Origin of the sequence: Nesterenkonia sp. Act20 (assembly GCF_019173455.1) — a bacterium.
In the GTDB taxonomy this organism is placed as follows: Bacteria; Actinomycetota; Actinomycetes; order Actinomycetales; family Micrococcaceae; genus Nesterenkonia.
The window spans coordinates 815,940-830,530 of record NZ_JADPQH010000001.1 but is presented as its reverse complement, the minus strand read 5'-3'; the positions used below and the strand labels follow the sequence as shown (position 1 = coordinate 830,530).

The window sequence follows — 14,591 nt, the reverse complement described above, 5'->3', positions numbered from 1 at the left end:
CAGGGTCCTGCGTCCATCGTCCGCTTCGAAGCTATGAAGGAGAATCGCGTGGCCCACCACCTGACCGGCCTCGATGCGCTTGCCGGCATCACCGTCACCAAGGCCCATGCCACCGGCAACGATTTCGTGATGCTTGCGGATCGTCTCGGCGAGCATGAGCTCGAAGCCCATCAGGTGGCCGCGCTGTGCGACCGCCACCTCGGGATCGGCGGTGACGGCGTGATCCGCGCCGTGCCGGCCCACCGGGTCTCTGGCGATGCCTCAGTCTCCCGGATGCTCGCCGAGGACCCCGAGCTGACCAGCACCGAAGATGCGCCGCTGTGGTTCATGGACTACCGCAACGGAGACGGTTCGATCGCCGAGATGTGCGGCAACGGTGTCCGCGCCTTCGCGCACTTCCTGATCGCAGAGGACCTAGTGCAGCTCTCCGAGGGGCAGGAGCTTCCGGTATTGACCCGCGCGGGACTGCGCAGTGTGCGGAAGGTCCCCGAGGGTTACGCGATCGGGATGGGCGTCTGGTCCTTCATCGACCCCGAGCTTGCCTCCTCCAACGCCTCCGATTCGCTCGTGATCGCCTCCGGACTGGACGAGCCCCGGCCGGCGCTGAGCATCTCGATGGGCAATCCGCACACCGTCGTCGCCCTCGGTGACCTCGATGTGCTCGAAGGTCTCAACCTGCACGAGGAGCCCAAGGTCGATCCCGTGCCGCCCCACGGAACCAACGTGGAGTTCGTCGTGCCGGCGGACCCGCTGGTGAGCACAGACGCGGCGGGGGAGCCGGTGGGACGGGTGAGGATGCGGGTGCACGAGCGCGGGGTGGGCGAGACCATGTCCTGCGGCACTGGCGCCTGTGCGGCAGCAGCGGCGGTGCGCGTCTGGGCCTCGGATGACTCGGTCACTGCCTGGAAGGTCGACGTGCCCGGAGGGCAGGTGACGGTCCGCTTCACCGCTCGGCCCGACGGCGCCGAGGATGTCGAGCTCGCAGGCCCCGCCGAGCTGGTGCTCCGCGGCATCCTGAGCTGAGCCGCGGAGCAGCCCAGTCCGCTAGGTTCGGGCGATCCGCAGCAGACGGAATCCCTTGGAGGTCTCCGCGCGTTCATTGCGAAACTCTCCCGCCGCAGGGCTCAGCATCTCGCCGATCCAGGTCAGCAGCGAGTCTGCACCGAGGTTCTTCTGCACCACGAGCCATGCTTCCCCGCCGGGCTGCAGCCGTGGCAGCCAGTGTGCGAGCAGGTCATGAAGGGCCTGCTTGCCCACCCTGATCGGGGGATTGGACCAGATGGTCTCGAAGTGCAGATCGGAGGGGACCTCTTCGGGTGCCATCACCCGGACATTGCTCAGTCCCAGTGCCTCGGCGTTCTCCGAGCACAGTGCCCGGGAGCGTTCGTTGACATCCACCGCCCAGACGGTCGCCTCCGGAGAGCGCATCGCCAGCACCAGCGCGATGGGACCCCAGCCGCAGCCGATGTCCAGCAGATTGCCCGTCGCTGCAGGATCCGGGGCGTGCTTGAGCAGCACCGCGGTGCCCTTGTCCACTCCCTCCGGGGAGAAGATCCCGCCCGCGGTGTTGACCGCCACAGGACGTCCGTCGAGCGTCACCTCCACTCGGCGGCGGGTGAAGGGGCCCTCGGGAGAAGCGGAGAAATAATGCTGGGAGCTCACAGGGTGAATCGTAGTAGACTAGACGTCATGTGGATTCACCTGACGTACTCCCGCCCTCGCGGTTGAGTCACCCCTCACCAGCCCGCCGGACCTCTGTGTCGGCGACGGAATTCATCCACATCCTCGAACAAGTCCCGCAGCGTATCCACAACGGCCCCGCGCACTTACCCGTGTCCATGGCTGAACGTAGGATGGATACCCACAGCGGGCAGGGCCAGCCCGAAAACTGGTCCTAAGGAGATCATGACCAAGCAGAACCACACGCCAGACCCCTCAGGCGAGACCCCCGACGAGCAGGCAGCGCAGGACGATGTCCAGTCCTCGGTGGATGCCACCATCGAACGGATCCTCGCGGCTGACCGAGCGCGCGAAGAAGCCCCGGAACGCACCACCCGGTTCGAGGCCGAGCCGGACTTCAAGCGCCGCGGCATCCTGGGTGAACAGGCACGCGAGCTCGCTCAGGACACCTCCCACTCCGACTCGGAGGGGGAGAACTACGATCTGCTCGAACGGCGCTCCCTGCGCCGCGTCGACGGACTCTCCACCGAGCTCGAAGACGTCTCCGAGGTCGAGTACCGCCAGCTTCGACTCGAGCGCGTCGTGCTCGCTGGCCTCTGGGGCGAAGGGACCGTCGCTGAGGCGGAATACTCGCTGCGCGAGCTTTCGGCTCTGGCCGAGACCGCGGGCTCCACCGTCCTGGACGGCTTCCTTCAGCGCCGGGCCAAGCCCGATCCCGGCACGTTCTTCGGCTCCGGCAAGGCCGAGGAGATCCGCGAAGCGGTGGCCGAACTCGGCGCCGACACCGTGGTGGTGGACTCCGAGCTGGCGCCGTCCCAGCGTCGCGGCCTGGAGGACATCGTCAAGGTCAAGGTCATCGACCGCACCGGACTGATCCTGGACATCTTCGCCCAGCATGCCAAGTCCCGCGAGGGCAAGGCCCAGGTCGAGCTCGCGCAGATGGAGTACATGCTTCCGCGTCTGCGTGGCTGGGGCGAGTCGCTCTCCCGCCAGGCCGGTGGCCAGGTGGGCGGCGCCGGGGCCGGCATCGGTTCCCGTGGTCCCGGTGAGACCAAGATCGAGCTTGACCGTCGTCGCATCAATAAGCGGATGGCGAAGCTGCGCCGCGACATCACGGCTATGAAGCCCGCCCGCGATGCCAAGCGCGCCAACCGCAAGCGCAATGCGGTGCCCTCGGTGGCCATCGCCGGCTATACCAACGCCGGCAAGTCCTCGCTGCTGAACCGGCTCACCGATGCGGGAGTGATGGTGGAAAACGCTCTCTTCGCCACCCTTGACCCGACCACCCGCAAGGCGGTCACCCCCGATGGCATCGGCTACACGCTCTCGGACACCGTGGGCTTCGTCCGGCAGCTGCCGACTCAGCTCATCGAAGCCTTCCGCTCCACGCTGGAGGAGGTCGCCGACGCGGATCTCATCCTGCATGTGGTGGACGCCTCCCACCCCGAGCCCGAGGGTCAGATCCGCGCCGTGCGCACGGTGCTGGCCGAGGTGGACGCCCACGAAGTGGACGAGGTCATCGTGCTGAACAAGGCCGACCTCGCCGACTGGGACGTGGTGGAACGGATCCGCCGCCGCGAACCGCACACGATCGTGGTCTCGGCGCACACCGGCGAGGGGATCGAGGAGCTCCGGGAGCTGATCAGCAACTCCATCCCGCGGCCCAGTGTGCCGCTGGACCTCATGGTGCCCTACGCCCAGGGCGACGTCGTCTCCCGGCTGCATGCCGAGGACGCCGAGATCCTCTCCACGGAGTACCTCGAGGAGGGCACCTTGTTGAAGGTCCTGGTTCGCCGCGAACTGGTGGCAGACCTCTCGGAGTACCAGGTCCAGCCCGAGCCGAAAGCTTGAGCGTGCCCACCACGCGGTCCACCGGGCACAAGGAGACCACCGAGCTGCTCGGTCGCGCGGTGAGCGCCATGGGCGGCGTCGAGCGTTCCGGGCAGGTCACCATGGCCGAACACGTGGCCATGGCGCTGCGCAAGCGCCGACACCTGCTGGTCCAGGCCGGCACCGGCACGGGCAAGTCCCTGGCCTACCTGGTGCCCGCCGTGGTCCACGCCTTGGACGCTGAGAAGCCCGTCCTGATCTCCACCGCCACGCTGGCTCTGCAGGCCCAGATCATGGGCCGAGACCTGCCGCGGCTGTTGGAGAACATCGCCGACCACGTGGAGCGCCCGGTGGACGTCGCACTGGTCAAGGGCCGCTCGAACTACGTGTGCAAGCACAAGATCGACGGCGGCTTCCCCGAGGACGACGACGAGCAGGCTCTCTTCTCCTTCGCCGATGAGCCCGGTCCCGGCGCCACCGCGCTGGAACCCGGTTCGCAGCTGGGCCGCGAGATCGTCACCCTGCGCGAATGGGCGGAGGTCACCGAGACCGGTGACCGCGACGATCTGCCTACGGGCGTCACCGACCGCGCCTGGCGGCACGTCTCGGTCAACGCTGTGGACTGCATCGGCGCCCGCAAATGCCCCATGGCCGCCGAGTGCTTCTCCGAACGTGCCCGCGAGAAGGCCAAGGACGCGGACCTGGTCGTCACCAACCACGCCATGCTCGCCATCGACGCCTTCGAGGGGCTCGATGTGCTGCCCGACCACGATGCAGTCATCGTCGATGAGGCTCACGAGCTCGCGGACCGTGTCACCTCTGCCGTCACCGCCCAGCTCTCCGCCCAGATGATCAAGGCAGCGGCCTCCTCGGCGCGCCGCCATACTGCCATCAACGTGGACGCGCTGCAGAGCGCAGGCACGGCAGTGGAGGCCGCCTTCCACCGAGTGGACTCGGGACTGCTGGCCCGCGGGCTGAACCCCCAGCAGCGCGAAGCTGTGGAGCTGGCCCGCAACGCCGCCCGCACCGCGCTCTCGGACTCGAAGCCCTCCGGCGACGGCGAGGCGGATCCTGGCCGAAGCACGGCGCGGTCCCGCATGCAGGCCGTGCTCGAGACCGCCAACCGCATCCTGGAATCTCCCGAGACCCCGGATGTCGTCTGGCTCAACAGGCAGGGATCGTTCGTCCCGGGGCGCGGCTACCAGGAGGCCGACCTCGAGGAGCCGCCGATCCTTTACGTGGCCCCCACCTCGGTGGCTGGACGGCTGCGCGAAGGACTCTTCGGAGACCGCACGGTCATCCTCACCTCCGCCACGCTGACCATCGGCGACAGCTTCGACCCAGTGGCCGGCGCGCTCGGCCTGGCCGGCGAGAAGGCTCCCGCCTGGGACGCCGTCGATGTCGGAAGTCCGTTCGACTATCCCAGACAGGGCGTGCTCTACGTGGCCAAGCACCTGCCAGCACCCTCGATGAACACCGCCCAGGCGCAGCGCGATGAACTCGCCGGGCTCATCGAGGCCTCGCGCGGGGCCACCCTGGCGCTCTTCTCCTCACGCCGTGCCGCCGAGGATGCCGCGGAGGATCTTCGTCAGCGTCTTGATGTCCCGATCCTGTGTCAGGGCGATTCCACGATGTCGGCGCTCGTGCGCGAATTCGCCGAGGATGAGGAGACCTGCCTGTTCGGCACAATGAGTCTCTGGCAGGGAGTCGATGTCCCGGGACGGGCCTGCCGGCTCGTGGCGATCGACCGCATCCCGTTCCCCCGCCCAGATGATCCGCTGCTCAGCGCGCGCAGCCAGGAGGTGGCGAAGAACGGCGGCAACGGTTTCATGCAGGTCGCCGCCACCCACGCGGCAACCCGACTGGCGCAGGGCGCCGGCCGACTCATCCGCACCTCTGAGGACAAGGGCGTGCTGGCGATCCTTGATTCGCGCCTGGCCACGGCGCGCTACGGGGGCTTCCTCAAGCGCTCCATGCCCGACTTCTGGCCCACGGTCAACGGCGATCTCGCCCGCGGTGCGCTGAGCAGACTCGCCGACCTGGAGCGCTAGTCCGGGGCGTACGCCTCCGCATGGTCGGGATCGTACGCCTCCGCATAGTCCGAGGCCGGCGGCAGGTCCCAGAACTCTTCCAGGGTGAGTCCGCTTTCGTGGACCTCTTCCGCGGTCTCTGCTCCGAGGTAGCGAAGATGCCACGGCTCGTAGTGGAAGCCTGTGATCGCCTCCGCGCCCTCGGGGTATCGGATGATGAAGCCGAACTCGTGCGCATGCTCCGCCAGCCAGCGGCCCTGCGCGGAGTCGCCGAAGCAGGGGTGCAGATAGCATTCCCGGTCCTGCAGGTCGGCCACGTCCACGGCCAGCCCTGTCTGATGCTCGGAGTGCCCCGGTCGCGCGCTGACCCGGTCCGCAGCCTCGGGGCCGTCCTGGAGGCGTCGCTGCTCGTAGAGCGTCTGCTGGAAGTCCTCGTCGCGATAAGCCGTGGTCACCCAGAGCTCGATACCCTCCTCGACCGCCGCCCTATGGAGCTCCTCATAGGCTCCCGCTGCCTCCTCGCGCAGGGGAGCGTCAGCGAATTCGTGGGGCGCGTCCACGTTCCGCAGGTCATCGGGCGCGTAGTCCCGGGGACTCAGCGGATTCCGTTTGTTCACCAGCACATGGACGGAGTCGGGACTCGCATGTGCGGGCGCAGGCCCTCGGTCCGCCGAGCTCGAGTCGTCTGACGCGGAGCTCTCCTTGCGTCCAGCGTCCTGGGATGCGTCCTCGCCCGCTACGATCAACAGGAACGTCACACAGGCGGCCACCGCCAGGATGCGCGTCAGGACAACGTTACGGGTAGCCACGCTAGGAGATCGTAGACGATGCCGGATGCACAGAGCGCCAGGGGCTCGGCCCCCGTGTTCCTCGCCGGGGTGCTCGCAGCGGCTTTCGCCCTCTCCGGCTGCGGCCAGGCCGACGGGAACAGCGATGACAGCGGTGACGCGGCCGACGCCGCTGACGAAGCCCCCGCACCCCAAGAGCCCGGCTCTGACCAGTTCACCATCGCTGCCACGGGGGACGTGCTTCTCCACGACAACCTCCTCGAGGAGGCCGCGGAGCTCGCCGCTGAGCAGGACTACTCGTTCGCGCCGCTGATGAGCGGTGTCGAAGATCTCATCGCCGGTGCCGACCTGGCGCTGTGCGGACTGGAGGTCCCGATCGCGCCGGAGGGCGTGGAGCCGGTGGGATACCCGGTCTTCGCCGCCCCGCCGGAGATCGCCGCCGATCTCGCCGAGGTCGGTTTCGACGGCTGCTCCACCGCCAACAACCATTCCTTCGACCAGGGGGCCGACGGTCAGGAGCGCACGCTCGAGGTCCTCGACGCCGCCGGACTGGGACATGCAGGCACCGCGCGCACCCCGGCCGAAGCTTCTGAACCCCAGCTCTACACGCTGGAACGAGGCGGCAGAGAGGTGACCGTGGCACACCTGGCTACGACGATGCTCCACAATCAGGGGTACCCGCCTCCGGAGGATGAACCGTGGCGGGTCTCCGATGTCAGTCCCGACGAGCTCACCCAGCAGGCCGCCCAAGCGCGGGAGGAGGGCGCGGACGTCGTCGTCGCCTCGGTGCACTGGGGTGAGGAATACACCGACGCACCCGCGCAGGCACAGCGGGACTACGGTGAGCGGCTCGCTGCCGGTGGCGAGATCGACGCCGTCTTCGGCAGCCACCCCCACACGCCCCAGCCGATGGAGCGCCTCGAGGGAGGCCCGGCGGAGGCGGGCATGTGGGTGGCGTGGTCCATGGGCAACTTCCTCTCGAATCAGGACGAGGCCTGCTGCGCTCCGGAGACTGCCAGCGGCACGGTCGCCTACGCCACTGTGGAGGTCGACGACGACGGCGCCCGGGTCCGCTCCATGGACTGGCTGCCGGTGACCGTGGACAGGGGACCGACTGACGATGAACCCCACCGGGGGATCTGGTCGCTGCGCGACCTTGCCGAGGGAGAGGCCCCTGCAGCGGTGGAGCTCAGTGAGCGGACCATTGCCGACCGGTGGTCGGGAATCCTCGACGTCATGACGGGCCGGCAACTCCGTGAGCAGCCACCCTCGCCCACCGGGGACGCGCCAGTGGTCGTCCCGCGCGGCAGCTAGGGGAGACCTGGCTCAGAGGCTGCGCAGCACGGTGACGACCTTGCCCATGATGGTGGACTCGTCGCCGAGGATCGGCTCGTACTGGCGGTTCTGCGGCAGAAGCCAGACGTGGCCGTCGCGGCGCTTGAGCGTCTTGACCGTCGCCTCGTCCTCCAGCAGCGCGGCCACGATGTCGCCGTTCTCCGCGGTGTTCTGGCGACGCACCACGACCCAGTCTCCCTCGAAGATGCCAGCCTCGATCATCGAGTCACCGCGGACCTGAAGCATGAAGAGCTCGCCCTCTCCGGTGAGCTGACGCGGCAGCGGCATGATGTCCTCGACCTGCTGATCGGCGAGGATCGGCCCACCTGCAGCGATCTGACCGACCATGGGAATCTCTGAGATCCGGCTGTCCGACTGCACCCGGTACCCCTGCAGGTCCACCACGGTGTCCTCGGAAGCAGGCTCGGCCTCCGGGGTGGGCTCGCTCAGCAGCAGCTTGCCTGTGGAGTCCCGCAGCACCTCCATGGCCCGCGGACGTCCGGGCACCCGCATCAGGTACCCCAGCTCCTGAAGCCGGGCCAGCTGGTGGGTCACCGAGGAGAGCGAAGCAAGGCCGCACGCGTCACCGATCTCACGCATCGACGGTGGGTAGCTGCGCTCCGCGAGCGACGCCTGGATGACGTCGACGATCTGACGCTGCCGATCCGTCAGTCGCGGCGCCGCCGATGTGCCCTTGGTGTCCTGCGCCATTGCCGCCTCCTGGTTGCGTCGCCGTCCGTGTCAGACCCTGCTGATGAACTGTTCACGGTGAGATTCGGATCGAAGATCACTTCGAACTTGGCGCTCAGGTTACGCGAAACCGTAGAGATATTCCATTGATTCCGCGGCGAGTCTGGCCAAGCTTCGAAACTATGTGCTAGAAATAGAACACACGTTCGATTGAAAGGTTCTTCCCCATGCGTACAGCACAGCTTGCTCTTGCACCTGTTGTCACCGCGCCCAGCGTCTCCGCAGTGTCCACCCCTGCGGCGCGCGTCACCGAACCACACAGCCACGCCTCGTCAGCCGGCGCCCTGCACCTCACCCGCCGCGGACGCTTCCTGCTCCTTGGCCTTCCCACACTGGCTGCACTGGCCTTCCTGATCCTCGGCGCCATGATGCTGGCCACCTCGTTGCTGAACCAGGCCCAGGCCTCCTCGGCCGAGGCTCCCGGCGTCGAAGCCCAGGTCATCACCGTCGGTGCGGGGGACACGCTCTGGAGCGTGGCCAATGCGGTGGAGTCCGAGGAGCGCACCCAGGTGCTGATCGGACAGATCGCCGAGCTCAATGACCTGAGTTCTTCCGAGCTCTCACCGGGCCAGGAGCTCTTCGTCCCGGTGGACTGACCCAGCGCCAGTCCCAGTGGGCCTGTCGCCGCGCGTGACTAGACTGGGGCGGTGACTTCACCCCGCTCCAGGAATCTGTCCCGCCTCCCGCTGCGAGAGGAGCTCCAGGGCCAAGAGCCCTACGGAGCCCCCCAGCTGGCCGCAAAGGCCATGCTCAACGTCAACGAGACCACCTACGACGTCCCCGCGGACGTGGTTGATGCGATCGCCAAGGAAGTCCGCACCGCGGCAGCCCAGCTCAACCGATACCCGGACCGCGAATTCTCCACTCTGCGCGAGAAGCTCGCCGACTACCTGAACCGGGACCTCGAGGCCGAGAGTGAACCCGCCGTGCTGACCGCAGAGAACATCTGGGCCGCGAACGGCTCCAACGAGATCATGCAGCACATCCTGCAGGCCTTCGCCGGACCGGGACGGTCCGTGTTGTCCTTCCCCCCGACCTACTCCATGTACCCGCTCTATGCCCGCGGGACCTATAGCGAGTACATCGCCGGGACCCGCAGCGCGGATTTCACCCAGACCCCTGAAGACGTGGCCGCGCAGATCCGCGAACACCGGCCGAACGTCGTCATCCTCTGCTCGCCGAACAACCCCACCGGCACGGCGCTGAGCCTCCAGACCGTGGAAGCTGCCTATGAGGCGGCCGCGGAATCCGAGACCATGGTCGTCGTCGATGAAGCCTACGGCGAATTCCGCCAGGCCGGCACCGGGTCCGCGCTGGCGCTGCTGCCCGGCCGGGAGCGGCTCATCGTCTCCCGGACCATGAGCAAGGCCTTCGCCCTGGCCGGTGGCCGGCTGGGCTACCTGGCCGCCGCAGCTGAGGTCACCGACGCGATGCGCCTGGTCCGGTTGCCCTACCACCTCTCCGCGGTCACCCAGGCGACCGCCGTGGCGGCCCTGGACCACTCGGAGACCCTGATGGCCAATGTGGAGCGGATCAAAGAGCAGCGTGACCGCATCGTCGCCTCGCTGCAGGAGATGGGTCTGCACCCCGCCCCCTCAGACGCAAACTTCGTCTTCTTCAGCGGACTCCACGATGAGAAGGCCGCCTGGCAGCACCTGCTCGAGGACGGCATCCTGATCCGCGACGTCGGCATCCCCGGACACCTGCGAGTCACCGCGGGCACCGAAGCGGAGACCACCGAGTTCCTCACCTCGCTGCGGCGGTACATCACCAGCGCCACCGCGTAGAATAGGGCGTTGGCGTACCCCCACCACCGAGCAGGAGCTATGGGAGCAGAACTGATCTCCGGGCGCATCGCCCAGATGGAACGAGTCACCAGCGAGTCCAGCGTCAAGGTCCGCATGGACCTGGACGGCACCGGCGCCTCCACGATCAGCACCGGCGTGCCGTTCTACGACCACATGCTCACCGCGCTGTCCAAGCACTCACTGATCGACCTGGACATCGAAGCCTCCGGTGACACCCACATCGACGTGCACCACACCGTGGAGGACACTGCGATCGTGCTCGGCGAGGTGCTGCGGACCGCGCTGGGTGACAAGCGCGGCATCCGACGCTTCGGCGACGCCACCGTCCCCCTGGACGAGGCCCTGGCCCACGCCGTCGTCGACGTCTCCGGGCGGCCCTACCTGGTGCACTCCGGTGAGCCCGAGGGACAGCAGTACCACCTGATCGGCGGGCACTTCACGGGTTCGATGACCCGCCATGTCTTCGAGGCGATCACCTACCACTCCGGGATCTGCCTGCATATGAACCTGCTCGGTGGCCGCGACCCGCACCACATCGTGGAGGCCCAGTTCAAGGCCTTCGCCCGTGCGCTGCGCCAGGCCGTGGAGTCCGATCCGCGCACCGACGAGATCCCCTCCACCAAGGGTGCCCTGTGAGCGGCAGGCCAGACGTCGTCGTCCTGGACTACGGCTCAGGCAACATTCACTCCGCGGTCCGGGCACTCGAGCGCGCCGGTGCGGACGTCACACTGACCAAGGACACCGAGGCCGTGCTCAACGCCGCTGGGCTGGTGGTTCCCGGTGTCGGCGCCTTCGCCGCCGTGATGTCAGCGCTGCGGGAGATCGACGGTCCCCGCTGGATCGGCCGGCGGATCGCAGGATCGCGTCCGGTGCTGGGCATCTGCGTGGGTCACCAGGTCATGTTCGAACGCGGGGTCGAACACGGCATCCCCGCCGAGGGCCTGGGGGAGTGGCCCGGAGAAGTCACCGCCCTGCCGGAGGACGCGGTGGTCCCGCATATGGGCTGGAACACCGTGCGCCCTCCGCAGGACAGCGTGCTCTTCGAGGGGCTTGCCGATGAGCGCTTCTACTTCGTGCATTCCTATGCGGTGCAGTCCTGGGACTTCGATCAGAGCATCGAGTCGATGAACCCGCCCAAGGTGACCTGGAGCCACCACGGCTCTGATTTCATCGCCGCTGTGGAGAACGGGCCGCTCTCGGCCACCCAGTTCCACCCGGAGAAGTCCGGGGACGCCGGGATGCAGCTGCTGCGCAACTGGATCCTGAGCCTCTGACCTTTTCGGCGTGCCGCTGTTCGGCGCGCCCTGTTCGACAACCCGACCACCTGACACACCAGCCGAAAGCAGATTCATGACTGACGCCCCCGCCTCCTCAGCCGTTCCCGCACTGGAGCTCCTGCCCGCCGTCGACGTCGCCGATGGCCAGGCGGTCCGTCTGGTGCAGGGCGAGGCCGGATCGGAGACCGGCTACGGCGACCCGCTGGAAGCAGCGTTGAACTGGCAGCAGCAGGGCGCCGAGTGGATCCACCTTGTGGACCTCGACGCCGCGTTCGGCCGCGGAGACAACCGCGACATCATGGCCCGGGTCGTCAACGAGCTCGGCGTGAAGATCGAGCTCTCCGGCGGCATCCGCGATGACGAATCCCTGGACCGCGCCCTCGAGCTCGGCGCCACCCGGGTGAACCTGGGCACCGCGGCCCTGGAGGACCCGGAGTGGACCGCCCGCGCGATCGAACGCCACGGTGACGCGATCGCTGTGGGCCTGGACGTGCGCGGGGAGACTCTCGCAGCCCGCGGCTGGACCCGCGAGGGCGGCAACATCTGGGAGGTCCTGCAGCGCCTGGAGGACGCCGGCTGCCCGCGCTACGTGGTCACCGATGTCACCAAGGACGGCACCCTGCGCGGCCCCAACACCGAGCTGCTCGCCCAGGTGTGCGCCAAGACCAAGAAGCCCGTGGTCGCCTCCGGGGGCATCTCCTCCCTGGATGACATCGCGGCGCTGGCCAAGATGGTGTCCCTCGGCGTGGAGGGCGCCATCATGGGCAAAGCCCTCTACGCCGGGAAGTTCGAGTTCCCCGACGCCCTGAAGGTGGCCGCAGCCTCCGCATGAGCCAGCGCGAGACCCCCAGCAACATCCCGAGCGGCGCCCGCAGCAACACCCCCGGTGCAAACTCTGGAAGTGACTTCCGGGCCGACACCGGCAGTGACTTCCGGGCCGACTCCGGCAAGGACCTGCCGGGTCACATCGCTGCTCTGCTGCAGCGCCAGGCTCGGGATGACCAGGGACGTCCGGCGGATTCAGCCGGCGTGGCCTGGGAGGATCGTGACCTCTCCGGTGAGGGCAACCCGCTGCACACCTTCGATGGCGACGACGGCCTGGCCTCTCCGGCAGTCCGCGAAGCCCGTGAGCAACTGCTCGCCGGAGAGCTCGACGAGGCCGGATTCGTCAACGCCCTGGCCGGGCAGCGCCTCTTCGTCCCGGTACTCGCCGAGCTGGCCGAAGAAGCTGAGGTTTCTACATCCGACGTCGACGCGGATCAGCGCGGCGGCCCGGTGGGCGACAAGCAGGCCGATATCACCTTGATCAGCATCAGCAGCCGCGACGGACGGCAGACCATGCCCGTGTTCACCTCGGTGGAGGCACTGACCGCGTGGCACGCGCAGGCCCGGCCGGTGGCCGCCGAGGCGGAGCGCGTCATGCTGGCCGCACTGGCCGAAGGCGCCGAGCTCGCGGTGCTGGATCCGGGCGCGGAGTTCACGTTCGTGCTGCGCCGCCCTGCCCTTCAGGCGCTGGCCCAAGCCGCACGCTGGGTGCCGTCCTATCGGGATCCCGAGCTGGCGGAGGCGCTCGGAGGGATCCTCGATCTGTGCCCCGGGGTCGCCCAGCTGCAGGTCCAGCCCGGCGACGGCGTCAGCTCGGCCACCGCAGATGGCCGGACCGTGCCCGGCGGCGGAAGCGGCCCGGAGCTGAACATCGGTGTGGTGCTGGTCCCGGGAGCCGACGACGTCGACGCCCGGCTGGCGCTGGCAAGCGTGCAGGCCGCACTTGCCGACGTGGAGCTGCTGCGTGAGCGCGCCGATTCGGTCCAGGTGAAGCTGGTCCGCTGATCTGGTGTGGTTCGGCTCGGCCTGGTCTGGCTAGGCCCGATCCTCTGCGGTGGCCGTGGTCTTGATCTGATCGCAGATGAGCTTGAAGATGCGTGCTTCTTCATCATCCAGCGCCGGGTGGAAGAGCTGCTTGATGTGCTGACCGTGGAGCCGGGAGGCCTGTTCAAAGACCCGACGTCCCTCTTCGGTGAGCTGAGCAGTCATGCCCCGCCGGTCCTCGGGGTCAGCGAACCGGGTGATCAAGCCGCGCTTCTCAAGCGACTTGACCTGGTAGGACAGGCGCGAGGGGGAGAAGACCATACCCTCAGCGAGTTCACCCATGCGCAGCTGGTACTCGTCAGCTTCGGCGAGCAGCAGCATCAGGTTGTAGTCGGTCAGGCGCAGACCCGTGCTGGAATGCAGCCGCTTCTCCATACGATCACTGATGATGGCTGAGGTCTCGAAGAACGCGCGCCAGGCACGGGCCTTGGGGGAATGCCCGGTGAGGTCATGGCGGCCGCGCTGGTCATTCCCGGTTGCCGTACCGCCGTTGCTGGCCGTCACGACCCCACCTCATCCCCGACGTAGAAAGCTGAATTGCACTCAGCTCAGTCTATGTCAGTTGTCCACCCGGTCGACATCGCCTGAGGCCACATCCACATGGACCTCGGTGCCGTTGTCCAGCTCGATCTCCCAGGTCACCGTCCCGTTGTCTTCGCTGAGGTCTGCCTGTTCCGGGGAGCCACCACTCTCTTCGGAGGCCGTGCGCAGCGCGTCGGCGAAGTCGATCTCCACGGCCTCGGCATCGCGCTGATCGTCGCCATCGATATCGTCTTCCTGCGTGTTGGAGATTTCGAAGGTCTCGCGGTCCACGTCGAGCTCCCACTCGGAGCCCGCTTCGAAGATGGTGAACTCGTAGGCGCTGCCTTCGGTGTCCATATCGAGGACCACAGCGTCGGGGTACTCCTCGTTCACGGCGTCCACTGCCTGATAGACACCTTCCTCGCCCCCGGCGCCCGGCGAACTCGTGGCCTCGTCGGTGGGCTCTGCCTCTGCAGAGGGCTCGTCTGTGGAGTCGGTCTCTGGGGCATCGGTCGAGTCGGTGGACTCGGCCTCGACGGTCTCGGTCACGGTGGCTGTCGGCTGCGCCTCCTCTTCGTCTGAATCCATGTCGTCTGCAGCGCAGGAGCTCAAGGCGAGGGCCGAGATGGCGGCGACCGAGAGAAGAGCAGACGAGTTGTTCCAGCGGGAGTTCATCATGAAGAGTCTCTTTCCGTGGGGTGG

15 protein-coding genes are annotated in these 14,591 nt (G+C 67.8%); 10 read left to right on the top strand and 5 right to left on the bottom strand.

Translation table 11 applies throughout. The features are described 5' to 3' along the window. Positions 1-33: 33 nt before the first annotated feature. The gene (gene dapF / locus IY716_RS03795) at positions 34-1,023 is read left to right on the top strand and encodes a diaminopimelate epimerase (protein ID WP_218220261.1); all 990 of its coding nucleotides are present in this window, start codon (positions 34-36) and stop codon (positions 1,021-1,023) included. A 21-nt stretch (positions 1,024-1,044) separates the two neighbouring features. Here dapF and IY716_RS03790 read toward each other — a convergent pair whose 3' ends face one another. After that, complete coding sequence (locus tag IY716_RS03790; RefSeq protein ID WP_218220260.1) at positions 1,045-1,662, bottom strand: methyltransferase; 618 nt, start codon at positions 1,660-1,662, stop codon at positions 1,045-1,047. A 243-nt stretch (positions 1,663-1,905) separates the two neighbouring features. Here IY716_RS03790 and hflX point away from each other — a divergent pair, with 243 nt between their 5' ends. Next, on the top strand, positions 1,906-3,531 hold the full coding sequence (gene hflX / locus IY716_RS03785) for a GTPase HflX (RefSeq protein WP_218220259.1): 1,626 nt from the start codon (positions 1,906-1,908) through the stop codon (positions 3,529-3,531). Between the two features lie 2 nt (positions 3,532-3,533). Next, positions 3,534-5,561, top strand: a complete 2,028-nt coding sequence (locus IY716_RS03780) for an ATP-dependent DNA helicase (RefSeq protein WP_369699581.1) — start codon at positions 3,534-3,536, stop codon at positions 5,559-5,561. Here IY716_RS03780 and IY716_RS03775 read toward each other — a convergent pair. After that, positions 5,558-6,349, bottom strand: a complete 792-nt coding sequence (locus tag IY716_RS03775) for a M15 family metallopeptidase (protein ID WP_218220258.1) — start codon at positions 6,347-6,349, stop codon at positions 5,558-5,560. The genes IY716_RS03780 and IY716_RS03775 overlap by 4 nt on opposite strands. Positions 6,350-6,367: 18 nt before the next feature. Between IY716_RS03775 and IY716_RS03770 the strand changes: the two genes are divergently transcribed. Continuing rightward, positions 6,368-7,642, top strand: a complete 1,275-nt coding sequence (locus IY716_RS03770; RefSeq protein WP_218220257.1) for a CapA family protein — start codon at positions 6,368-6,370, stop codon at positions 7,640-7,642. A 12-nt stretch (positions 7,643-7,654) separates the two neighbouring features. Here IY716_RS03770 and lexA read toward each other — a convergent pair whose 3' ends face one another. Next, positions 7,655-8,374 (bottom strand): transcriptional repressor LexA, encoded by a 720-nt coding sequence (lexA, locus tag IY716_RS03765; protein WP_218220256.1) that lies wholly within the window; start codon positions 8,372-8,374, stop codon positions 7,655-7,657. 206 nt (positions 8,375-8,580) lie between these two features. Between lexA and IY716_RS03760 the strand changes: the two genes are divergently transcribed. The 6 genes from IY716_RS03760 to IY716_RS03735 all read left to right on the top strand — a co-directional run bounded on the left by IY716_RS03760 (position 8,581) and on the right by IY716_RS03735 (position 13,328). Beyond that, positions 8,581-9,009, top strand: a complete 429-nt coding sequence (locus IY716_RS03760; RefSeq protein ID WP_218220255.1) for a LysM peptidoglycan-binding domain-containing protein — start codon at positions 8,581-8,583, stop codon at positions 9,007-9,009. 51 nt (positions 9,010-9,060) lie between these two features. Further along, the gene (locus IY716_RS03755) at positions 9,061-10,200 is read left to right on the top strand and encodes a histidinol-phosphate transaminase (RefSeq protein WP_218220254.1); all 1,140 of its coding nucleotides are present in this window, start codon (positions 9,061-9,063) and stop codon (positions 10,198-10,200) included. Positions 10,201-10,239: 39 nt separating this feature from the next. Then, the gene (hisB, locus tag IY716_RS03750; RefSeq protein WP_218220253.1) at positions 10,240-10,857 is read left to right on the top strand and encodes an imidazoleglycerol-phosphate dehydratase HisB; all 618 of its coding nucleotides are present in this window, start codon (positions 10,240-10,242) and stop codon (positions 10,855-10,857) included. Further along, entirely contained in the window at positions 10,854-11,495 is a 642-nt protein-coding gene (hisH, locus tag IY716_RS03745; protein WP_218220252.1) for an imidazole glycerol phosphate synthase subunit HisH, read from the top strand. Before hisB ends, hisH begins: the two co-directional genes overlap by 4 nt. A gap of 76 nt (positions 11,496-11,571) precedes the next feature. Further along, the gene (priA, locus tag IY716_RS03740; RefSeq protein ID WP_218220251.1) at positions 11,572-12,330 is read left to right on the top strand and encodes a bifunctional 1-(5-phosphoribosyl)-5-((5-phosphoribosylamino)methylideneamino)imidazole-4-carboxamide isomerase/phosphoribosylanthranilate isomerase PriA; all 759 of its coding nucleotides are present in this window, start codon (positions 11,572-11,574) and stop codon (positions 12,328-12,330) included. Further along, complete coding sequence (locus tag IY716_RS03735) at positions 12,327-13,328, top strand: SseB family protein (RefSeq protein WP_218220250.1); 1,002 nt, start codon at positions 12,327-12,329, stop codon at positions 13,326-13,328. The genes priA and IY716_RS03735 overlap by 4 nt, the downstream gene beginning before the upstream one ends. 30 nt (positions 13,329-13,358) lie before the next feature. On the opposite strand, the gene IY716_RS03730 is transcribed toward IY716_RS03735, so the two are convergent. Further along, on the bottom strand, positions 13,359-13,871 hold the full coding sequence (locus tag IY716_RS03730) for a MarR family transcriptional regulator (protein ID WP_218220249.1): 513 nt from the start codon (positions 13,869-13,871) through the stop codon (positions 13,359-13,361). A 54-nt stretch (positions 13,872-13,925) separates the two neighbouring features. Continuing rightward, a complete protein-coding gene (locus IY716_RS03725; RefSeq protein WP_218220248.1) occupies positions 13,926-14,567 on the bottom strand; it encodes a PepSY domain-containing protein in 642 nt (213 codons plus the stop codon). Between the last annotated feature and the right edge of the window lie 24 nt (positions 14,568-14,591).